At 62.1% G+C, this 21221-nt stretch carries 16 protein-coding genes and 1 other RNA gene; 9 read left to right on the forward strand and 8 right to left on the reverse strand.

Features of this window, described 5'->3' with window-relative positions; all coding sequences use genetic code 11:
* The first annotated feature begins 55 nt into the window (after positions 1–55).
* The 7 genes from B3361_RS11460 (at position 56) to B3361_RS11490 (ending at position 10690) form a co-directional block, all read left to right on the forward strand.
* Positions 56–8635, forward strand: a complete 8580-nt coding sequence (locus B3361_RS11460) for a phage tail tip fiber protein (protein ID WP_414708865.1) — start codon at positions 56–58, stop codon at positions 8633–8635.
* Positions 8632–9012, forward strand: coding sequence for a hypothetical protein (locus B3361_RS11465; protein WP_009685312.1), 381 nt, complete (start codon positions 8632–8634; stop codon positions 9010–9012). The genes B3361_RS11460 and B3361_RS11465 overlap by 4 nt, the downstream gene beginning before the upstream one ends.
* Complete coding sequence (locus B3361_RS11470; protein WP_009685313.1) at positions 8996–9166, forward strand: hypothetical protein; 171 nt, start codon at positions 8996–8998, stop codon at positions 9164–9166. The genes B3361_RS11465 and B3361_RS11470 overlap by 17 nt, the downstream gene beginning before the upstream one ends.
* 60 nt (positions 9167–9226) lie before the next feature.
* A complete protein-coding gene (locus B3361_RS11475) occupies positions 9227–9451 on the forward strand; it encodes a hypothetical protein (RefSeq protein ID WP_009685314.1) in 225 nt (74 codons plus the stop codon).
* A 63-nt stretch (positions 9452–9514) separates the two neighbouring features.
* Positions 9515–9961: a hypothetical protein gene (locus tag B3361_RS11480; protein WP_009685315.1), complete on the forward strand. Its 447-nt coding sequence runs from the start codon at positions 9515–9517 to the stop codon at positions 9959–9961.
* Positions 9958–10452: a DUF2514 domain-containing protein gene (locus B3361_RS11485; protein WP_084728174.1), complete on the forward strand. Its 495-nt coding sequence runs from the start codon at positions 9958–9960 to the stop codon at positions 10450–10452. Before B3361_RS11480 ends, B3361_RS11485 begins: the two co-directional genes overlap by 4 nt.
* A gap of 13 nt (positions 10453–10465) precedes the next feature.
* The gene (locus B3361_RS11490) at positions 10466–10690 is read left to right on the forward strand and encodes a hypothetical protein (protein ID WP_009685317.1); all 225 of its coding nucleotides are present in this window, start codon (positions 10466–10468) and stop codon (positions 10688–10690) included.
* Positions 10691–10832: 142 nt separating this feature from the next.
* Here B3361_RS11490 and B3361_RS11495 read toward each other — a convergent pair whose 3' ends face one another.
* From B3361_RS11495 to B3361_RS11525, 7 genes are all read right to left on the reverse strand, one after another.
* Positions 10833–11306, reverse strand: a complete 474-nt coding sequence (locus B3361_RS11495; protein WP_009685318.1) for a hypothetical protein — start codon at positions 11304–11306, stop codon at positions 10833–10835.
* A complete protein-coding gene (locus tag B3361_RS11500) occupies positions 11303–11788 on the reverse strand; it encodes an ImmA/IrrE family metallo-endopeptidase (RefSeq protein ID WP_009685319.1) in 486 nt (161 codons plus the stop codon). Before B3361_RS11500 ends, B3361_RS11495 begins: the two co-directional genes overlap by 4 nt.
* A 290-nt stretch (positions 11789–12078) precedes the next feature.
* Positions 12079–12477: a transfer-messenger RNA gene (gene ssrA / locus B3361_RS11505) on the reverse strand.
* A 99-nt stretch (positions 12478–12576) separates the two neighbouring features.
* A complete protein-coding gene (locus tag B3361_RS11510) occupies positions 12577–12867 on the reverse strand; it encodes a hypothetical protein (protein ID WP_054904419.1) in 291 nt (96 codons plus the stop codon).
* A 275-nt stretch (positions 12868–13142) separates the two neighbouring features.
* Positions 13143–15953, reverse strand: a complete 2811-nt coding sequence (locus B3361_RS11515; protein ID WP_286920227.1) for an FAD-binding and (Fe-S)-binding domain-containing protein — start codon at positions 15951–15953, stop codon at positions 13143–13145.
* A gap of 75 nt (positions 15954–16028) precedes the next feature.
* The gene (lldD, locus tag B3361_RS11520) at positions 16029–17174 is read right to left on the reverse strand and encodes an FMN-dependent L-lactate dehydrogenase LldD (protein WP_054904421.1); all 1146 of its coding nucleotides are present in this window, start codon (positions 17172–17174) and stop codon (positions 16029–16031) included.
* A 63-nt stretch (positions 17175–17237) separates the two neighbouring features.
* Positions 17238–18908: a lactate permease LctP family transporter gene (locus B3361_RS11525; RefSeq protein ID WP_009685324.1), complete on the reverse strand. Its 1671-nt coding sequence runs from the start codon at positions 18906–18908 to the stop codon at positions 17238–17240.
* Between the two features lie 255 nt (positions 18909–19163).
* Here B3361_RS11525 and B3361_RS11530 point away from each other — a divergent pair, with 255 nt between their 5' ends.
* Complete coding sequence (locus B3361_RS11530; RefSeq protein ID WP_054881451.1) at positions 19164–19931, forward strand: GntR family transcriptional regulator; 768 nt, start codon at positions 19164–19166, stop codon at positions 19929–19931.
* A gap of 169 nt (positions 19932–20100) precedes the next feature.
* Here the strand turns inward: B3361_RS11530 and smpB are convergent, their stop codons facing one another.
* Entirely contained in the window at positions 20101–20583 is a 483-nt protein-coding gene (gene smpB, locus B3361_RS11535) for an SsrA-binding protein SmpB (RefSeq protein WP_029887491.1), read from the reverse strand.
* 163 nt (positions 20584–20746) lie between these two features.
* Here smpB and B3361_RS11540 point away from each other — a divergent pair, with 163 nt between their 5' ends.
* Positions 20747–21181 (forward strand): type II toxin-antitoxin system RatA family toxin, encoded by a 435-nt coding sequence (locus B3361_RS11540; RefSeq protein WP_009685329.1) that lies wholly within the window; start codon positions 20747–20749, stop codon positions 21179–21181.
* Positions 21182–21221 lie beyond the last annotated feature (40 nt).

Raw genomic sequence — 21221 nt, forward strand, 5'->3', positions numbered from 1 at the left:
GGCGCTCTACGACCCAGTGGGCGCGTTCAAGGATGTGTTCGGTGGTGTACAGGGCATCTTTGCAGGCCTAACCGGCGCTGCTAAGACTTCAGGTGCCAGCAGCTCTGAGCCCAGCTCCCAGACCGTACGCTCGTCCAAGGCACCGGTGCGCTTCATTCTCGGCCGGGCCAGCACGGGCGGTGTGCTTGCTTGGGTTCAGGAAGAACCAGGTGACCAGACCGGTGGGGAGTGGCTGCATATCGTCTACGTCCTCTCCGAAGGCGCCATCGCAGGCGTCGACGAAATCTACGTGGACGAGCGGCCGCTGTCCGATCTGGGCGAGAATGCCACCTCCGAAGTCATCATCAATCCGGCCCAGGTAAATGCTTTCCTGCTGAGCAAATGCCCAGACTGGCGCCAGGAGCAGATCGGCCGCGGGCTTTCGTTTGTGCGTCTGTCGTTCAAATATGACGCAGAGAAGTTCCCGTCCGGTATTCCTGATGTGCGCTTCGTGGTGAGCGGGCGCAGCGACGTGTATGACCCACGCAACGGGGCAGTGGGCTATTCGGCCAACACCGCGCTGCTGATCCTATGGTATCTGCGCAACCGTTGTGCGATTCCTGACGACGAAATCATATTCGATTCTTTCGCCAGCTCTGCCAACGTCTGTGATGAGCCCGTGTTTGGCCCGGATGGTAAAATTTCGCCTCGCTACTTCGCTGGCGCGGTCATTGGCGCCGATGAGAAGCGAAACACCGTCCTGGACAACCTGCTGTCGGCATGTGCCGGGACGCTGATCAGGGTAGGTGGCCGGTGGTCACTCCAAGTTGGCGCCTACTACGGGCCGGCCGACTTCACCGTGAACGAAGACATGGTGATCGGTACCGTCGAGGGTACGACCGAGGTCAGCAACAGCGATGCCATTAACACCATGCGCGGGACTTTTGTTGACCCGGCCCAAGCCTGGGCAGAGACCGACTACCCGGAGGTCGCGATACAGGACTGGATCACCAAAGACGGTGGTGAGCTCGCTGAGTCGCAGTCGTTTGCCTATGTGACAGATGCTTACCTGGCGCAGCGGCTTGCAAACATCAGCCTTCGCCGCCGTCGCTCGGGTGGCTCCCTCTCCGTGCCGCTGAACTTCAATGGTTACAACTGCCGTCCGGGGCGCGCAGTCAAAGTCGATCTGCCATCGCTGAACATTCTTGGCGAGTTCATGGTCACCGAATGGACCATGGGGGCGGCTGATGCATGCAAGGTGACCCTCAAGCCGTATGAGCAAGCCATCTTTGATGATGCTGTGGGCCAGCCCTACGACCCGCTGGGGTTTATCAACCTGCCGGTCGGCGGCCTGGCCGCTGTCACCGGTTTGGCCTGGGCGCCGAGCGGCGTGGCCGAGGTCATTCAGGGCGTACTCAGCTGGACGCCACCGCTGCAGACGGTGCTGAGCTACACCGTGACGATCCGCAAGGGCACTGAGGTCGTGCAGTCCCTTAAGGTCGGCGGTGAAGCCGCCAGCTGCAACATCAATGGCCTGACGTCGGGTGTCTACACCATGAGCGTCATTGCCTTTGGCCCTGGCACACGTTCGGGCGAGGCGACCATCAATGTCAACGTGGGTGGTCCGCCGGTGCCCGAGAGCTGCGCCTTCTACGCGTCGGTGGACACCATCACGCTGGTGCCAGCCAACCGGCAGAGCAGCCTTAATGGCGGTACCTATGAATACTTCTATACCACCAACCCTTTGGCACCGATCGCGGACGCCGTGTACTTGGGGCAAGGGTTGACCTTCACCCACACTGGACTGGCATTCGCCAAGGAGTACTTCTACTACGTGCGGTCGGCGAATGCGTACGGGAAGAGTGATTTCCTATTTGTGCCCGCTGCAACATCCAGTGATCCAACCCAGATGCTGGAAGTCATTGCGGGCAGGATCACCGAGAGCGAGTTGGGCAAGGAGCTGACCGAACGCATCGACCTGGTCGACATGAATGGACCCGGCTCGGTTAATGAACGCGTTGGTGAGGTGCGCAACGAGCTCAACGAGCAGATTGCCGAGGTCAATTCATCAATCCAGTCGGTCAACGAGTCGGTGACGGTGGCGCGGGATGAGTTGCAGCAGCAGATCAATGCGGTAGACCAGGATGTCGAAGCCGCCAAAATCGCGCTCCAGCAACAGATTGCCGCGGTTGATCAGGAGGTTGATGCCGCCAAGGCAGACCTGCAGCAACAGATCAACAGCGTGTCTGTTCTGGCCGGCTCGCTGCCGTACAACAAGGACAAGGCCTACAGCATTAACCAGGGCACACTGGGCGCCGACGGCAAGCTGTATCAGGCGTTGAAGGCGGTACCGAAGAACAACCCGCCGCCGAACGCTACCTACTGGACGGATGTTGGCCAGGCTATCGTCACGGCGGCCGGTACCGCTGCGCGTGTGTCCAAGGTCGAAACCGACGTGACCACGCTGGACGGCAAGACGACCGCGCAGGCCACACAGCTCAACGGCCTGCAGGCCAGCCTGACCTCCACCAACCAGAACGTGACCACCGCGCAGCAGGCAGCTGAAGCGGCAAACACGCTGGCAGGTGGCAAGGGCAAGGTGATCATCCAGGCGGCGGCCCCGGCCGCTGCCGATCGGCTGGCCCAGAATCTCTGGATCGATACCACGGGCAACGCCAACACGCCGAAACGCTGGAGTGGCAGCGCCTGGGTGGCGGTCACGGACAAGGCTGCTACGGATGCGGCGGCGGCGGCCGCGAGCGCTTTGGCGCTGGCCCAGACCAAGGCTGACGCCACGGTGGTGAACAACCTGACCCTGCGCGTCTCGGATGCCGAGGGCAAGCTGGTGGCCGAAGGTCAGCGGCTGGATGGCATGCAGACCAGCCTGGACGGCAAGGCGACCTCGGCCGCCCTGCAGCAGGTCACCAGCCGGGTCACCGCGACCGAAGGTAAGAACGCCGCACAAGACCAGCAGATCAGCTCTCAGAGTTCTGCCATCGTCTCGCTCACCGACAGCGTGGCCAAGAAGGCCGAAGTCTCGACCGTGCAGACCCTGAGTAACCTGGTCAACCAGCAGGGGCAAGACCTCACCGCGCAGGGCCAGGCACTGGTCAGCATCAATGCTGCGCTGCCGACGCTGGGCGGGGAAAATCTGGTCTACAACCCATCGTTCGAGCGCCAAACCGATAACAACGGGATGGCCCAGTACTGGTGGTACGACAGCTCAAGCAACGTCGGCAGCCGAACCCCGAGTTTGGTTCCCTCGACGCTTGCGGCAGGGGTCGCGCAACGCCTTGATGTCACCGACATTCCCACCAACGGTTGGGCCCGGGTTTACCTGCGCGCATCGCTCAAAGCGATCAAAGTGCGGCCGGGCGCCGTTTACACCGCTTCTGTGTACATGCGGGGCACTGCAGGGCTGCGGATTTTGGCGCAGGTGTACAGCCGAGATGCGGCCGGGGCCAACAGCGTTTCATGGCCAGGCAACCGAGTCGACGCGGCCGAGACATGGCAGCGGGTATCGGTAACCTTCACCGCCACCGATAAGACCGTCGACGTATGGCCAGCGGCGATTGTCTATGGCGGGGCCGGCGTCACGGCCGGGTTTATCGAAGTGGACCAGTACCAGCTGGAGGAGGGTTCGCAAGCAAGTGGTTGGCGCGACAATGGACAGGTCGAGGCCGGTAACCAAGCGGCCACAGCGGCCGCTGTCGATGTGATGTCCGCCAAGGTGATCCAACAGGGCGCCGACCTGGCCAGCGTGTCGAGCAAGACCACCTCACTGGAAAACAGCCTGACCACTACCAACGGCAACGTCGCTACGGCGCAGCAGGCGGCACAAGCGGCGTCCGACGCGGCCGGTGCCAAGGGCAAGGTGCTGTATCAGTCGACCGCCCCGGCCGTGGCTGACCGTTTGCCCCAAAACCTGTGGATCGACACCACTGGCAACGCCAACACCCCCAAACGCTGGAACGGCAGCACCTGGGTGGCGGTCAGCGACAAGGTGGCCACCGATGCCGCGGCTGCCGCTCAGTCGGCGCTCAATCAGGTTGCGCAGAAGGCCGATGCGAGTGTTGTGAGCGGCCTGACTACCCGCGTCAGCGATGCAGAAGGCAAGCTGTCTTCCCATGCGACCCGCCTCGACGGGATGCAGACCAGCATCGACGGCAAGGCCAGCTCTCAATCCTTGGAGCAGGTGACCAACCGCGTCACAGCGACCGAGCAGAAGGACGCCGCGCAGGATCAGCAGCTGTCGTCGCAGAGCCAGGCGCTGGTGTCGCTCACGGACACCGTAAGCAAGAAGGCCGAAGCTGCTGCGGTGCAGGCCTTGAGCAATGATGTGAAGCAGCAGGGGCAGACCCAATCGGCCCAGGGCAAGTCGCTGACCGACCTCAATGCCAAGCTGCTGGCCAGCCAGGACAATTCGCCGACCAAGGTCTATCAGAGCGTGTTCTCGGACATGGCGGTGGACCAGTGGGCGAACCTGTTCGGCGGCCCTACGGCCAGCACCGTATTCTCCAATGAGGAAGGCAACACCAGCGGGGCAACCATCAAGGTCAGCGGTGGCGCTGGCAATTCCACCTGGTGGGGCGCTTCGACCCGCAAAATCAGGTTTGACCCGACGCGGCTGTACAAGCTGTCCATTCGGTTCAAGCAGTTAACCGCCGGCAAGGGCAATCCAATCACCTATGCCGGGGTGGACGGATTTGCCGAAGACGGCGTAACCCGGATCAACTCCAGTGGTGCCAACACCAAGGACTCTTCGCACTATGTGATCACTGCTGGCAGATCGCACCCGATTGGTGAATGGATGGAGTTCACCACCCATGTCAAAGGCTACACCGTTGGCAGTGAAGGGGGTGGGGCAGGTGCCGGTACCGTTGCCGATCCCAAGCGGTTGAAGACTGGGATTGCCTGGATTTCACCGATGCTGGTTGCCGGTTACAACAACATCGGCGGTGAGTTGGCGGTTGACTACTTCTTGATTGAAGACGTCACCGAGCAGGCTCAGATCGATGCCGGCGCCACGGCGACCAACGCGCTGGCCGTTCGAGTCGAGAAGAACGAGCAAGGGCTAACCTCGGTCAGCAATCAAGCTGTACAGCTGGAAAACAGCCTGACCACCACCAATCAGAACGTGACGAATGCGCAGAATGCGGCGCAGGCCGCGTCCAACCTGGCCGGCAGCAAGGGTAAGGTCATCGTCCAAAGGGAGACGCCAGCGGCCGCTGACCAGCTTGCGCAGAACCTTTGGATTGACATAACAAACGGAGCCAACACCCCGAAACGCTGGACTACGTCGGGTTGGCTGCCGGTGACCGATAAAGTCGCCGTCGACGCCGCAGCCGCAGCGGCGAATGCCCTGTCCGAGGTGGCCAAGAAGGCCGACGCCAGTGCGCTGCAGTCGCTGAACAGCAAGGTGGATCAGCAAGGACGAGACCTGACTGCCACCAGCAGCAACGTGGTGTCGCTGGGCAGCACCATCGGCCGCGCTCTGGACAACTCGCCCACCAAGGTCTATCAAAGCGTGTTCTCGGACATGTCCATGGACCAGTGGGTGTCGACCAACAGCGGCGCCGGTGCCACTGCCTCGTACGGCGCACCTGCCGGCATCAGTCGGGGCGCTGCCTTGATCCTGAATGGCGGAGCCTCCAACAGAGCTTGGTGGGGCGCGTCCACGCGCAAGATCAGGTTTGACCCTTCGCGGCTCTACAAGCTGACCGTTCGCGTGCAGCAAGTCCTGATGGGCGCCGGGTCGCCAGGTACGTATGCCGGCGTTGACTGCTTTGCCGAGGACGGCGTTACCCGGATCGCAACAAGTGGCGTGAACAGCGTGGGCTCCTCGCACTATGTGGTGCTGTCGAACCGGAAGATTCCTCAAGGCGAGTGGCTGATCGCCGAGGTGTATGTCAAAGGCCATACCACCGGCAGCGAAGGTGGCGGAGCCGGCGCGGGTACGCTGGCCGACCCGAAGCGATTGAAGGAGGGCACGGCCTGGTTCTCGCCAATGCTCATCGCGGGTTACGACAACATGGGCGGGCAGGCCATCTTTGATTTCTTCGACATTGAAGATGTGACCGAGCAGGCCCAGCTGGATGCCGGCGCCGCTGCGACGTCGGCGTTAGGGACGCGGATCACCCAGACCGAGCAGGGACTGACCAGTGCTTCCAATCAGCTCACTGAGCTGAATAACAACATAGGCGATGTCGGCGGGGAGAATCTGGTTTTCAACCCGTCCTTTGAGCGAGCGGACCCCGGCACCCCAGGGATGGCCGACGGGTGGTGGCACGACGGGACAGGGAGCGGTATTCGCACGCCTACGTTGGTGCAATCTACCTTGGCTTCTGGTGTGGCCCAGCGCCTGGATGTGTCAGGCCTGTCCCCAGCAACCTGGGCTCGGGCCTATGTGAAGTCGGCCGGACGGTTCAAGCCGGTCCCCGGAAAGACCTACACAGCATCCGTGTACCTTCGGGGCACCCCTGGCTTGCGGGTTCTTCCCGGGGTGTACGGGACCAATGAGGCAGGAGCAGGGACCGAGAGCTGGGGGGCGGCAAGGACTGATGCAAGTGAGTCCTGGGTGCGTCTGTCGGTGACCTTCACCCCTGGCCCCACCACCACCAAGCTGTTCGCGGCATTTGTGGTGTATGGCGGCGCATCAGTCAGCGGTGGCTACATTGAGGCGGATCGCTACCAGATCGAAGAGGGCACCCGCGTCACGGGCTGGAGGGATAACGGTCAGGTCGCCAGCGCCCAGCAAGCGGCGACCTCCGCTGCTGTTGAGTCGCTCAGTTCGGCGGTCTCGCAGCAGGCTGGCACGCTGTCGAGTGTGGGGAGCCGGACCACCAGTTTGGAAAACAATCTCACCACGACCAATGGCAACGTGACCACAGCGCAGCAGGCAGCTGATGCGGCGAACACGCTGGCAGGTGGCAAAGGGAAGGTGATCATCCAGGCGGCCGCCCCGGCCGTGGCTGACCGTTTGCCCCAAAACCTGTGGATCGACACCACCGGCAACGCCAACACCCCCAAACGCTGGAGCGGCAGCGCCTGGGTGGCGGTGACCGACAAAGCGGCTACCGATGCGGCGGCGGCGGCACAGTCGGCGCTTACTCAGGTTGCGACCAAGGCCTCCGCCTCGTCGGTCGATGCGCTGACGCAGCGGGTCACTAGCAATGAAGGCGGCCTGGCTTCTCAGTCGAGCAGCATCCTTGATTTGCGAAACTCGGTTGCTGCTGTACAGAAAGCGGCCGATGCCTCGGTTGGCCTGGACCCTGCGCCTGGGTGCACCTGGCAGTTCGATAATGGTGCTGAGGGATGGTATGGCGCGAACGCTACTGCAGTAGCTGGAACCGGGTTCTTGAAGGTCACAGCCACTGCAAGCAACCCTCAACTGCAGAGCGCTGCGGCTGCTATTGGCCTTACTGGCGCGCTGTTCACCAGGGTCAGGGCGCGCATCACCCGAAGGGGCGGTAGCGGCTGGCGTGGAACGCTTTATTACGCCACCCCAGGTCACGGGTTTTCCTCCACCATCTATTCCACCTTGCCTAACCCAGGCTTGGCGATCGGTGATTCGGCGATCGTGGAATGGGACATGGAAAACCTGAACAGTGGTGGCACGGACTGGGTAGATAGCACCATCAGTCGCTTGCGTCTGGATCTTGGGGCGGTGAGCGGGGATGTGTTTGACGTTGACTGGATTGTCGTGGGCCGTGTGGCCCCGGCCGCATCGAGCCGTGCACTGTCGTCAGTTGAAAGCACTGTCACACAGCAGGGCAGCAAGCTGACGGCAGAGACATTGCGTATCGACGGGTTGTACACCGCCGTAGGCGATGCCAACGCGGCGATTCAGAACGAAGCCAAAGCCCGGGTTGATGGGGATGGGGCGCTGAGCAAGCAAATCCAGACCACCCAGGCGTCGCTGGGCACGACCAATGCGGCTGTGCAGCAGGTTGCGACGGCTCAGGCGAACATGAAGGGAATGCTTAACGCCCAGTACACCCTGCGGGTGCAGGTTAATAACCAGTACGGTGTTCATCATTTCGCAGGATTTGGCATCGGAATCAACGAACAAAACGGCGTTGTTCAGTCCGCTTTTGCTGTCTATTCCGACCAGTTCATTTTGCTGAATGCGAATGGCGGTGGGCTCTCGTCACCGTTCTCTGTCGTGGGTGGTCAGACATTTATTGCTGACGCGTACATTCGGAGCGCCAGTATTGGCAACGCGAAGATCGCAGACGGTGCCATCACGGCCGCCAAGATCGGGGTGGCCGAAATTGACACGCTGCGCATCCGTGGCAACGCCGTCACGGTGCCGGTATCGGCTAATAGCCCCGGGAATGTGCTCGGCGTCGGTGTAGGTCAGTGGCAAAACCTGATCGCCGTCGGCGTGCAAATGGATGAAGCAGGGTTCATCACTGCGCAATACAGCGGCTACCAAGGATTTGGCAGCGGTATTCGCAAGTACATGTTCCAAATGGATATCAACGGCCTGGTGATCGCTCAAGGTGGCGGCGACTGGGCGGATGGTTTTCCTAACCTGATGGGATCGATCGGCGTGGGCCCGGGTTACTTCGTCATCACTGTGAAGTGGTGGGGAGAGAACTCGGGGGTAGGCGTTCAGAACCACACCCTGTATGCAATGGGAACCAAGCGATGAGCAGCATTGAACACTATGCAGCCTATGAGACTGATGGCCGGATCGTGTTTGCCGTCAGCTGTCCGCCCGAACACGGGAAGAAAATCATCAGGCTCAACACCGACCGGCCCTTTATCCAAGTGCCCACCCCGGCACGGATTGCTGACCACTTTGTAATGGGGCAAATGCTCAAGGAGCGCCCCCGGATGGGGGCGGCACTCCAAGGGCACTGGTTGAAGGGGGTCCACGAAGGTGCCGCCGTCAACATCGAGAACGAAACCTACATCGCTGACGGCAGTGACATCGAGCTGGAGTTCTCGGCGCCGGGCACCTACCACGTCACGGTCATCCTTTGGCCCTACCGCGATCAGGAGTTCACCTTTGAAAATTCAGCATAAGTGCGACCACGCCAAGCGCCGTGCGGCCGAGTATCCGCCGGTGGAGGAACAACTGGACATGCTGTGGCATGCCATGAATCAAGGGCATATGCCCAAAGCAGAACCGTTTTTCTCGACCCTGCAGCAGATCAAGCAGCAATACCCCAAGGCTTGAACCCAAGCCAACTAACCAATGCCCGCCATCGAGCGGGCTTCTTTTTGTCTGGAGAAAACCATGCCCTATATCGCCATCAACCTCAGCAACGCCTACGACGCCGAGAACAACACACGCTACGCCACCCAAGCCGAGGCGGACACCCGCGCCCGCGCGATCCTGAACCTTTTTCCGACTGCACAGGTATTCACTGCCCAGGTGCTCAAGGACTACAGCGCCAAGGTAACTGTCACCGCGAAGGATCCGGCAGAGCCAGCACCGGAGCCTGAGGCGCCTACCGCCTGACGATCATCCATTTTTTCAACCAAGCCCGCCCAGCGCGGGCTTCTTTTTGTCTGGAGAAAACCCATGAGTACACCCCGCGGCGTCCGCAACCGGAACCCCGGCAACATCGATTACAACCCGCGCAACGCATGGCAGGGCCAGCTAGGGCTGGAGGAGGGAGTAGCCAAGCCGCGATTCGCGCGATTCGACCATCCAGAAAATGGCATCCGCGCCCTGGGCAAGCTGCTGATTAACTACCGCGGTAAAGACGGCATGCCTGGTGTGGGCGGGAAGGGCATCGATACGGTGCTCGAAACCATTAATCGCTGGGCGCCCAGCAACGAGAACGACACCCAGGCCTACGCCTCGGCCGTGGCCAGGCGCCTGGGTGTGAAGCCGACCGACCCGATCAGCATCAAGGACCCGGTCACGCTGCGCGGGATGGTGCTCAGCATCATCATCCATGAGAACGGCGGCAACCCGTATCCCCAAGCGATCATTGACGAGGGCGTGCGAAGGGCGCTGGTATGACCTGGCCTGGGCGGCTGGGCCTATTGGCCCTGGTGCTGGCTTCATACTGGGGCATATACCAGCATGGCCGGTCGGTGGAGCGCAGTCAGGCGCTTGCCACATCGGCGCAGCGTGATAGCAGCGATCGGCTGGCCGAGGCGTTGGGACAGCGCGATGCCCGCGCGGAAGAACAACGACGCGCCCAGGCGCAGGAGGAGGCGAGAGCCCATGCACACGAACAACACCAGGTGGCTGACGCTGGGGCTGCTGGCGCCGATGTTGCTGGCCAGCGGCTGCAGCACGACGCCGCCCAGCTCGCAGCCTCCGTCAGTTGCCCCGGCCCGGATACCGGTGCTATCGCCCGAGGCAAGGCAGCCACCCGCGCCGCCATGGTGCTCTCCGACCTGCTCACACGGGCTGATGCTCGAGCGGGAGAATTGGCGAAAGCTTATGACCAAGCCCGAATAGCGGGGCTCGCATGCGAAGCATCCTATAATGTGCTGATCAAGTGATCGGAGCAGGACAGTGGACAAGCGCACCTTCATAGGGATGGTCGAGGCCGGCGAGCCGCTGATTCAGCAGGCCATTGACGCCATGCGCGAGTATCACTTGGCCCAGGACCGGGGCGCGCCGGCGGAAGAGGTCGAGCGGTTGCGCTTATTGGCGGAGTCGCTCTTTCAGGTGGTTTCCGACTACCAATTGCGGTCGATTTCCAAGCTTCGTGGCAAGGCCTTGCCGCCGCTTCACTAAGACGCTGCCAGCCTGCGCAAGACCGACAGCCTGGAGGTGATGGTGAGAACCAGCGCAGAGTGACCAGCCAGGCTTGTTCAAGACCTCAGATAGAATTGAATTACGCATTGCTCTATCTGAGGTAAACCATTGGGAGATAATGCTATTTTTTGAACCAGCTTTTCAAAGACTCTAGGAACTCACCTACAGGCAGATCCGAAAGTTTTAGCCCATCCGGTGTTTGCTTTCCGCCGCCAAATACACTTTTCAGCAAGATAATGGAAATAGCGGAAACCCCGATGATCAGTGATACCCCGAGCCCCAAAACATGCCAATCCATTGTCTTGACTACCGTAACGGGAGCTGAATGCAGCCGAACAGCCTCTTGGAACAAGGATATTATGGAGTTCATGAGGCTCGTAAGGACTATCAGCAGCCAGACCAAAACACCGGCAGCGGATAGGATCACCACCGCTTCCTTCAGGTGTTGGATCGAAGACGCCATAGCAAGCCAATTCTTATCGTCTGGCCGGTCATCTTTGCCACCACCTTGGCCGTTTATTTGTTGAGGTTGGCCCGCCTTAGCGTACTCATCAACATCCTTTTCTGCTGCGTTTTCACCAGATCCATTGGTCACCAGATAGATACTCCTAGGTTTTGTGTTCTATAGCCGATCGCATCCATCGATACGTTGAATTCATACGCCAGTTCGCGAAGGTTAGGGTTTTGTTTCGCGGCCATCCGTACGACCGTTTCAGGCATCAATAGCTGTGCAGCAAAATCGTTCGCTTGCCGCTCCATGGGACGCTCGTAAAAAGAGTCATAGCTCCTCTTCGGGTCTCGGTGAGCCCGCTCGCCGGGCCTGATGTGCCCCAAGAGGATATGACCCAATTCATGGGCAATCGTGAATCGCTGCCTGGTTTGCGCCTCATAGGGGTTGTACCGGATGACAGGTCGGCCTTTGGAGTCGTAGTAGCAATCACCACTGGCACCTACGTCATCCAGTTCCTTTTCTGCAAAAACGGCTATCCCGTACTGATTTGCAATGTAGACGGGATCAACTGGCAAATAGCCGTTCCAGTGCTCGTTGAGAGCTTTGCTAGCGGTGTAGGTAGACATCGCGCCCTCCCTTAGCTGTGGATAACCGGTGGACGAATTGTGGATGAACCACGAAAAGGGCGCCAATTATGATTGTCAATCTATTCGATTTCAATGCATCAAGGCCTTCGAGTGCGCGCTCAAGCCCCTGGAGGTCTCGACACCAGTCATGCCCATCATCACACAAAAAATGACTCTACGAGCAGTTGTGGGGCTGTCATAAAGCTGGCATTCCCCAGCCAAAACGGCCCATCTAGACACAAAAAAGGCACTTGCGCGATTCGCCAAGTGCCTGATTTGTAAGGATTATTTGGTGGAGCCGGGGGGATTTGAACCCCCGTCCGCCAGTACTCCGCTGTCGGTACTACATGCTTAGCCGTGTCTACTGATTTAATCCGCAGCCGCCCGACGGGCAGGGTGCTTTGGATGAGTTGTGTAAGTTTTAGTCGCTTCGCCCACAACGTGCTACGCGACGATCCTGTTCTGTATGACAATCAGTTCGGGTTTACAGGCATCCCCTAGTGATTGCTGGAGCCGAAGCTACCAGAAGCAACGGGTCAAGAGGACTGCTTACGCAGCCAGCTTGCACTCCGCGCCGAAGGTTTCGTCATTGGCAACTATAAAAGTTGCAACAGTGGATTTACGAGTTCTGTTACCAACTCGGCATGCACCTAGAGTTTCGCTACCGGCGTCGAATCCTAATCGGCCCCTACACTATCTCTTGGCTAACGCACCTTACGGCACGTGAGCCGGAGTATACGCCATTGTGCGGGCGACGTCGACAGCTGGTCCTGTCGCCCGCGCAGGGCTTAGGCGCCGCCGCTGCCCGTACCGCTGCCTTTATCGGTTTTTTCCAGGCGCTCCAGCACTTTGCTGGTGATGGCGATGCATTCCTTGGTGTCACCCGAGGCCTGGGCAGCCTTGGCTTTGTCGACGTGCTCGGTCAAGGCTTTGTCCAGGCCCTCGGAGGTGGCGCCGGCGGTGGCCATGCTGTCGTCGATTTTTTGCAGGTTGATGGCGCACAGGTCGTCAGCAGCGAACACCGGCGAAGCCAGCAGGGTAGCGGCCGCGAACAGGGCCGAAAGCGCGGTACCTTTCATGGGAGTCTCCTCTGGGGCCTCGGGAAGGTGGGCCTAAAGGATGGACCTTGGCAGTTTTGTAAGGGTTCAATCTTGTTCGTGCTCCGGGGGTGGGGTTGTTTGCGAGAGGGGGGCTTGCCCGCGAACACCGGCTTAGCCGGTGCCAGCTACCGCGCTGGATTCTTCGCGGGCACGCCCGCTCCCACACAGGGCGCGTCGCGCTTGCGGATTGAGTTCTCTTCGCGACAGCGCAGCCCGTTGGGCTGCGTTATCTCCCACAATGGACCGCGCAGGCTTCAGAGGCTGCGGGGGCGGGTGACGCGGTCCACCAGGTAGACCAGGCCGTGGTAGTCGATGCCGCTGTGGCTGCTCAAGCCGATCTCGCAGGTGCGGCTGGTGGAAATGCCTTCGCTGCAGTACTGCACCGCATCCTTCAGGCTGCGCAGCGAGTGGGCGTTGAGCTCGGGGGTGGTGAAGCCCTTGTCGCCAGCGAACCCGCAACAATGAATGCCTTCCGGGATCACTACCTGCTTGCTGCAGCGCCGGGCCAGGTCGATCAGGGCCTGGCTTTCGCCCAGGTGCTGGGTGCTGCAGGTCACGTGCACTGCCACTGGCTCATCCTGGGGGGTGAACTCCAGGCGTTCGAGCAGGTGGGTGCGAATGAAGCGCACGGGGTCGTACAGGTCCAGCCGGGTGTCGCCCAGGTCTTGTACCAGGCGCAGGGTGCATGGGCTGGTGTCGCAGTAGATCGGGTCAAGGCCGCCGCGGCTGGCGTGCAGCAGGGCGTTGATCAGCTCCTGGCGCTTGTGTTCGGCCTGCTCGGGGTAACCCTTGGACGCGAACGGCTGGCCGCAGCACAGGCTGTCGGCGTTGTCGGGGAACACGACCTGGTAGCCGGCCTTTTCCAGCAGGGCGCGGGTCTTGTCCAGCAGCGGGCTTTGCTCGCGGTCGGCATAGGCCGGGCCCATTACCCTGGACACGCAAGCCGCCAGGTACACCACCCGTGGGCGGGCGTCGTTGCTGGCCTGGCCGAAGGCGACCGGGCGCAGCGGTTGGGGCATGGCGGGCGTCCACTGCGGCAGGCGGCCGTTGCTGGCTTTGCGCAGGGTGGCACTCAGGCGGCCCAGGCGTGGGGCGCCGAGCAGCTTGCGCGCGCTGTTGGCTGCGGTCAGGGTCAGGCGGGCGCCGCCCAGTGCGGTGGGGAAGTGCTCGGCCAGCCAGTTGGCGGTGTTGCCGTGGTCGGCAGCCTGGCTGCGCAGCTTTTTTACCAGGTCGCCGGTGTTGATGCCCACCGGGCAGCGCTGGGCGCACAGGCCGGTGGCAGCGCAGGTGTCGATGCCTTGGTACTGGTAGGTGCGCATCAGCTCGCGGGTGTCGACGCCGGCGCGTTGCTTGGCCTGGATGTCCCGCCACATCACGATACGCTGGCGTGGGCTGAGGGTCAGGCCCTTGGACGGGCACACGGGTTCGCAGAAGCCGCACTCGATGCACTTGTCGACGATTTCGTCGGCGGCGGGCAGTGGCTTGAGGTTTTTCAGGTGAATGGCTGGGTCGTCACTCAGTACCACATCGGGGTTGAGGATGCCGTTGGGGTCGAGCAGGCGCTTGAGCTGCCACATCAGTTGGTAGGCGTCGTGGCCCCACTCCAGCGCCACGAACGGCGCCATGTTGCGCCCGGTGCCGTGCTCGGCTTTCAGCGAACCGCCAAACTCCACGGCCACCAGTTGCGCCACGTCGTCCATGAATGCCTGGTAACGGGCAACCTCTTCGGCGCTGTTGAACCCTTGGGTGAAAACGAAGTGCAGGTTGCCTTCCAGGGCGTGGCCGAAAATGATCGCTTCGTCATAGCGGTGCTTGTCGAACAGCTGAATCAGGCGGTTCACGCCCTCGGCCAGTTGCTCGACCGGGAAGGTCACGTCTTCGATGATGACGGTCGTGCCGGTCTGGCGCACGGCGCCGACGGCGGGGAAGGTGTCTTTGCGGATTTTCCACAGCTGGTTGTACACCGCCGGGTCTTCACTGAAGTCCACGCGCTGCTCCAGCGGGAAGTCGGCGATCGAGGCCATTACCTGCTCCAGTTGCTCGTGCAGCAAGCTCTGGCTGGCCGCGCGTGACTCGATCAGCAGGGCGCAGGCGTTGGCCGACAGGCCTTTTACCCACAGCGGCATGCCGGCCATGTCCTGCACCGAGCGCAGGCTGCGGCGGTCGAGCAGTTCCACGGCCGACACCGGCTGGCGCTTGAGTACCGGCACCGCGCGGCAGCAGCTTTCCACGCTGGGGAACACCAGCAGGGCGCTGGCCTTGTGCGGGTGGTCGGGCACGGTGTTGTAGGTAACAGCGCTGATAAAGCCCAGGGTGCCTTCGGAGCCGACCAGCAAGTGCTGCAGAATGTCCAGCGGCTGGTCGTAGTCCACCAGCGCGTTCAGCGACAGGCCGGTGGTGTTCTTCAGCCGGTACTTGTGCCGGATGCGATCGGCCAATGCCGTGTTGGCGCGGGTTTCGCGGCCCAGGCGGGCCAGCGCTTGCAGCAGCTCGGCATGGCTGGCTTCAAAGGCCGCCACGCTGGCCGGGTCTTCGCTGTCCAGGCGGGTGCCGTCTGCCAGCACCAGGCGCAGGCCGGCCAGGGTGTGGTAGGTGTTCTGGGCGGTGCCGCAGCACATGCCGCTGGCGTTGTTGGCGACGATACCGCCGATCTTGCAGGCGTTGATCGAGGCCGGGTCGGGGCCGATCTTGCGCCCGAACGGGGCCAGCCAAGCGTTGGCCTGGGCGCCGATCACCCCGGGCTGCAGGCGGATCTGTTCGCCTTGGCCACGGATCTCGCGGTCGTTCCAGTTATCGCCCAGCACGATCAGCACCGAGTCGCTGATGGCCTGGCCAGACAGGCTGATGCCGGCGGCGCGGAAGGTGACCGGCACCCGGTCGCGTTGGGCCAGCTTGATCAGGCCGACCACTTCGTCTTCGGACTCGACACGCACCACCAGCTTGGGGATCAGCCGGTAGAAGCTGGCGTCGGTGCCGAAGGCCAGGGTCGAGGTGGGGTCGTCGAAGCGGCGTGCGGCGGGGATCAGGCGCTCGGCATCACGCAGAAACGCGGCGGGCAGGCTCATGCAGTCTCCTCGCGGGGCTGTGGCCTCTGCGCGCCACATGCCCCGGGTCTATCAGGCGGTCGTTGGTGCAGGCGCTCAGGCGCCCAGTTCGCGTACCAGCGAGTCGCGGGTGATTTCGCTGATGGTCTTGGCGCCGGTCAGCACCATGGCTACGCGCATTTCCTTCTCGAACAGCTCCAGCAGGTTTTTCACCCCGGCCTGGCCATGCACGGCCAGCGCATAGAGGAAGGCGCGGCCAATCAGCACGGTGTCGGCACCCAGGGCGATCATGCGTACCACATCCAGGCCGCTGCGAATGCCGGAGTCGGCGAGAATCTTCAAGTCACCTTTCACCGCATCGGCAATGGCCGGCAGGGCGCGGGCGCTGGACAGCACGCCATCGAGCTGGCGGCCACCGTGGTTGGACACGACGATGCCGTCGGCACCGAACTTGACCGCGTCGCGGGCGTCATCGGCATCCAGGATGCCTTTGATGATCATCGGGCCATCCCAGAACTCGCGGATCCACTCCAGGTCCTTCCAGGAAATGGACGGGTCGAAGTTGTTGCCCAGCCAGCCGATGTAGTCGGCCAGGCCGGTGGGGTTGCCCCGGTACTTGGAGATGTTGCCCAAATCGTGCGGGCGGCCCATCACGCCCACGTCCCAGGCCCACTCGGGGTGGGTCATGGCTTGCAGCACGCGGCGCAGCGGGCCGTGCTTGCCGCTCATGCCAGAGTGGGCGTCGCGGTAGCGGGCGCCGGGCACGGGCATGTCCACGGTGAACACCAGGGTCTTGACCCCGGCCGCCTTGGCCCGCTCCAGGGCGTTGCGCATGAAGCCGCGGTCCTTGAGCACGTACAGCTGGAACCACATGGGGCGGTTGATGGCTGGCGCCACTTCTTCGATCGGGCACACCGACACCGTAGACATGGTGAACGGGATGCCATGGGCCGCCGCCGCCCGCGCCGCCTGCACTTCGCCACGGCGGGCGTACATGCCGGTGAGGCCGACCGGGGCCAGGGCCACGGGCATGCTCAGGGTTTCGCCGAACAGTGTGGTCTGCAGGCTGAGCTCGGACATGTTCTTCAGCACGCGCTGGCGCAAGGCAATGCTCGCCAGGTCGGCGACGTTGTGGCGCAGCGTATGCTCGGCGTAGGCACCGCCGTCGGCATAGTGGAACAGGAAAGGAGGCAGCTTGCGTTGGGCCGCGGCGCGATAGTCGGTAGAGGCAGAAATGATCATGGATTCTCGCAGCGTTGCTTGGGGGGTATGCCAGGCGCCCGATGGCGCCCGGCCCCTTTCACGTTAGTGATGAACCAGCATGCCGGTCAGCCAGTAAGCCTGGATCAGGGTGATCAGGCCGACGATGGTGGCAAAGAACAGGCTGTGCTTGACGGTGAAGCGGAACAGGTCGGATTCCTTGCCGACCAGGCCGGTGGCGGCGCAGGCCACGGCGATCGATTGCGGCGAGATCATCTTGCCGGTCACGCCGCCGCTGGTGTTGGCCGCTACCAGCAGGGTGTCGTTGACCCCGATCTGGTGGGCGGTGGTGGCCTGCAGCGAGCTGAACAGGGCGTTGGACGAGGTGTCCGACCCGGTCAGGAACACACCCAGCCAGCCAAGGAACGGCGAGAAGAACGGGAACGCCGCGCCCGTGCCGGCCAGCACCAGGGCCATGGTCGACGACATGCCCGAGTAGTTGGTGACGAAGGCGAAGGCCAGCACCATGCCGATCGACAGGATGGGCCAGCGCAGCTCCCAGAAGGTCTCCTTGAAAGTGGTAAGACCAGTTTTGAAATTGATTTTCAGCACCGCCATCGAGATCAGCGCCGAGAGGAAGATCGCGGTGCCGGTGGCGGAGATCGGGTCCAGCTTGAACACTGCGGGCATGGCGGTTGGCGCGGCCACGATCGGTGCGGTCTTGATCACCAGTTGGTCAAGATGCGGGATGGCGAAGTTGAACACGAAGTTGTACATCGCGCCGCCCGGGGCGAAGGCGGCCTTGAACGGTTTCAGGGTCCAGATGGTGACCAGCACGGTCAGGATCAGGAACGGCGACCAGGCCTTGAAAATTTCGCCAAAGCTGTAAGGGCTTGGCTGGCTGCCGCTTGGCTGCACCACGGCGGCACCCACGCTGGCCTTGGCTTCGCCGAACGCGCGCTTGGGTTGCCACACTTTCAGGAACAGGGTGAGGCAGATCAGGCTGGCCAGGGCCGAGGTGATGTCTGGCAGCTCGGGGCCGATGAAGTTCGAGGTGAAGTACTGGGTCACGGCAAAGCTCAGGCCGGCCACCAGGGCCGCAGGCCAGGTTTCTTTCACGCCGCGCAGGCCGTCCATCATGAACACCAGCCAGAACGGCACGAACAGCGACAGCAGCGGCAGCTGGCGGCCGGTCATGGCGCCGATGTGGAAGGCGTCGATACCGGTCACCTGGCCGGCCACGATGATCGGGATGCCCAGGGCGCCGAAGGCGACCGGTGCGGTGTTGGCGATCAGGCACAGGCCGGCGGCGTACAGTGGGTTGAAGCCCAGGCCGACCAGCAGTGCGGCGGTGATGGCCACCGGCGCGCCGAAGCCTGCCGCACCTTCCAGAAACGCGCCGAAGCAGAAGCCGATCAGCAGTACCTGCAGGCGCTGGTCGTCGGTGATCGACAGCACCGAGCTGCGGATCACTTCGAACTGGCCGCTCTTGACCGTGAGTTTGTACAGGAACACCGCGGCAACGATGATCCAAGCAATTGGCCAAAGGCCGTAAAGGAAGCCGTAACCTGCGGCAGCCAGCGCCATGTCGACCGGCATCTGGAAGGCGAATATGGCCACCAGTACCGACAAGGCCAGGGTGATGCTACCCGCCACGTGGCCCTTCAGGCGGAACACGGCGAGGGCAAGGAAGAAGAACACGATGGGAATGACCGCCGCCAGTGCGGACAGGCCAAGACTACCAAGCGGGCTATAGAGTTGTTGCCAGGTTTGCATATGGGGTGGCCCCTAATTGTTGTTGGTCAGGCGCTGGCATTGGATAATTGGTAAGACCAATTTACAATGGCTGGTCGCTAGGTTAAAAGCGCTGTCGTGGGTGTGTCAATTTGTCCCGTGCAAAACTTTGGTCGCGTGCCGATGAGCGGGCAGCTGATGTGCCGGGAAAATCGTGGCCTGGTGGGTGTTCGCGCGCGCTGGATCGGCGAGAATAGGCACCCCCGGGTGTGTGCCGGGGTTTGTGGAGAGCATGTGATGGTTTTTGATCAGGTTCGCCAACGGCGCCTGTCCGACGACATTGTCGATCGGTTGGAAGCGATGATTCTGGAGGGCACCCTCACGTCGGGGCAGCGGCTGCCCGCCGAGCGTGCGCTTGCCGAACAGTTCGGCGTGTCGCGCCCGTCACTGCGTGAGGCGATCCAGAAGCTGGTGGCCAAGGGCTTGTTGGTCAGCCGGCAGGGGGGCGGCAACTTTGTCGCCGAGTCGCTGGGGTCCACGTTCAGTGACCCGCTGTTGCAGCTGCTGGAACATAGCCCCGAGGCCCAGCGCGACCTGCTCGAGTTTCGCCATACGCTGGAGGCGTCCTGTGCGTATTACGCGGCGCAGCGCGCTACCGAGCCAGACCGGGCGCGGCTGAAGGCGGCGTTCGACACGCTGCAGGACTGCTACGCCAGGGTCGATGAGGTGACCCGGGCCGAGGAGGGCGCGGCCGATGCGCGCTTCCACCTGGCAATTGCCGAGGCCAGCCATAACGCGGTGCTGTTGCACACCATTCGTGGCCTGTTCGACCTGCTCAAGCGCAACGTGGTGACCAACATCGGTGGCATGTACCAGCAGCGGACCGAGACCCGCGACATGCTGATCAGCCAGCACCGCGAGCTTTACCTGGCGATTGTCGAGGGCAGGGCGGAGGAGGCGCGAGAGGTGTCCAGCCGGCACATTCTGTATGTGCAGGAAGTGCTGGAAGAGGCGCATGAGGAGGCGCAGCGGGTGGCGCGGGCGGAGCGGCGTAGCGGGCGTTGACTCGGTCTCTTCATGCATGTGCGGTTAATGTAGGAGCGGCCTTGTGTCGCGATGGGCTGCGAAGCGGCCCCTGGGCTTCGGCAATGAGCCGAGATTGCTGGGGCTGCTTCGCAGCCCATCGCGACACAAGGCCGCTCCTACACTGACCGCGCTGCTGACAAAGAAGGTTTTAGTCTTCCTTGCCCTTGTTGCGCACCGCCCGCTGCAGCTCGCGGTTGGAATCGCGTTCGCGCACGGTGTCGCGCTTGTCGAATTCCTTCTTGCCCTTGCCCAGTGCAATTTCGCACTTGATCAGGTGCTTGCTCCAGTACAGCGACAACGCCACGCAGGTGTAACCCTTTTGCGCCACCGCCGCTTCCAGGCGCTCGAGCTCGCGCTTGTTCAGCAGCAGCTTGCGCGTGCGCATCGGGTCGGCGATCACGTGGGTGCTGGCCGTGGTCAGCGGGGTGATGTGGCTGCCGAACAGCCAGGCCTCACCGTCCTTGAGCAGCACGTAGCTGTCCACGAGGTGCGCCTTGCCGGCTCGCAGGCTTTTTACTTCCCAACCGGACAGGACCAGCCCGGCCTCGAACTTGTGTTCGATGAAGTAATCGTGTCGCGCTTTTTTGTTCTGCGCGATGGTCCCGGTCGGATGTTTCTTTTGTTTAGCCATAGGGCCGGCATTATAGGCAAGACCGTGCGTCGTTCGCTATGGGATTTCGGTGTGCTTGAGCCACCGCAATGAATACCGGACAATACAAGCCCTGTCCTGCCGACAGAATCTGTTTTTGGCACGCTGCGAAGCGCCGCCACCCAGCCTTGGAAGTGACGCCTGGATGACTACCCATATTCAACGCTCCGCCCTGCTGCCATACCCCGCCCAGGCGCTCTACGATCTGGTCAACGACGTGGCCAGCTACCCGCAGTTCCTGCCGTGGTGCTCGGCCGCGACGGTGATCGACAGCAGCGAAACGCACATGCGTGCCAAGCTCGAAGTGGCCAAGGGGGGCATGAGCCAGCACTTTGTAACGCGCAACGTGCTGGTGCCCGGGCAGTCCATCGAAATGAACCTGGAGGAGGGCCCCTTTACCCAATTGCATGGGGTGTGGGTGTTCAAGCCTTTGGGCGAGAAGGCCTGCAAAATCAGCCTGGACCTGTCGTTCGATTATGCCGGGCCCATTGTGCGTGCCACGTTGGGGCCGCTGTTCAACCAGGCGGCGAATACCCTGGTCGATGCGTTCTGCCAGCGTGCCAAGCAACTGAACGGCTGATCAGGCAGGCAGCAACAAAAAGCCCGGAACAAGTCCGGGC

Source organism: Pseudomonas sp. UBA6699, assembly GCF_002454615.1.
GTDB classification, from domain to species: Bacteria; Pseudomonadota; Gammaproteobacteria; order Pseudomonadales; family Pseudomonadaceae; genus Aquipseudomonas; species Aquipseudomonas juntendi.

What these genes read in the sequence shown, in the direction of transcription:
- lldD (WP_054904421.1), bottom strand. Translation starts at nt 17,174, where the DNA reads ATGATCATTTCTGCCTCTACCGACTATCGCGCCGCGGCCCAACGCAAG.
- B3361_RS11475 (WP_009685314.1), top strand. Translation starts at nt 9,227, where the DNA reads ATGCCCTATATCGCCATCAACCTCAGCAACGCCTACGACGCCGAGAAC.
- B3361_RS11515 (WP_286920227.1), bottom strand. Translation starts at nt 15,953, where the DNA reads ATGAGCCTGCCCGCCGCGTTTCTGCGTGATGCCGAGCGCCTGATCCCC.
- B3361_RS11480 (WP_009685315.1), top strand. Translation starts at nt 9,515, where the DNA reads ATGAGTACACCCCGCGGCGTCCGCAACCGGAACCCCGGCAACATCGAT.
- B3361_RS11525 (WP_009685324.1), bottom strand. Translation starts at nt 18,908, where the DNA reads ATGCAAACCTGGCAACAACTCTATAGCCCGCTTGGTAGTCTTGGCCTG.
- B3361_RS11485 (WP_084728174.1), top strand. Translation starts at nt 9,958, where the DNA reads ATGACCTGGCCTGGGCGGCTGGGCCTATTGGCCCTGGTGCTGGCTTCA.
- B3361_RS11500 (WP_009685319.1), bottom strand. Translation starts at nt 11,788, where the DNA reads ATGTCTACCTACACCGCTAGCAAAGCTCTCAACGAGCACTGGAACGGC.
- B3361_RS11540 (WP_009685329.1), top strand. Translation starts at nt 20,747, where the DNA reads ATGACTACCCATATTCAACGCTCCGCCCTGCTGCCATACCCCGCCCAG.
- B3361_RS11465 (WP_009685312.1), top strand. Translation starts at nt 8,632, where the DNA reads ATGAGCAGCATTGAACACTATGCAGCCTATGAGACTGATGGCCGGATC.
- B3361_RS11510 (WP_054904419.1), bottom strand. Translation starts at nt 12,867, where the DNA reads ATGAAAGGTACCGCGCTTTCGGCCCTGTTCGCGGCCGCTACCCTGCTG.
- B3361_RS11530 (WP_054881451.1), top strand. Translation starts at nt 19,164, where the DNA reads ATGGTTTTTGATCAGGTTCGCCAACGGCGCCTGTCCGACGACATTGTC.
- smpB (WP_029887491.1), bottom strand. Translation starts at nt 20,583, where the DNA reads ATGGCTAAACAAAAGAAACATCCGACCGGGACCATCGCGCAGAACAAA.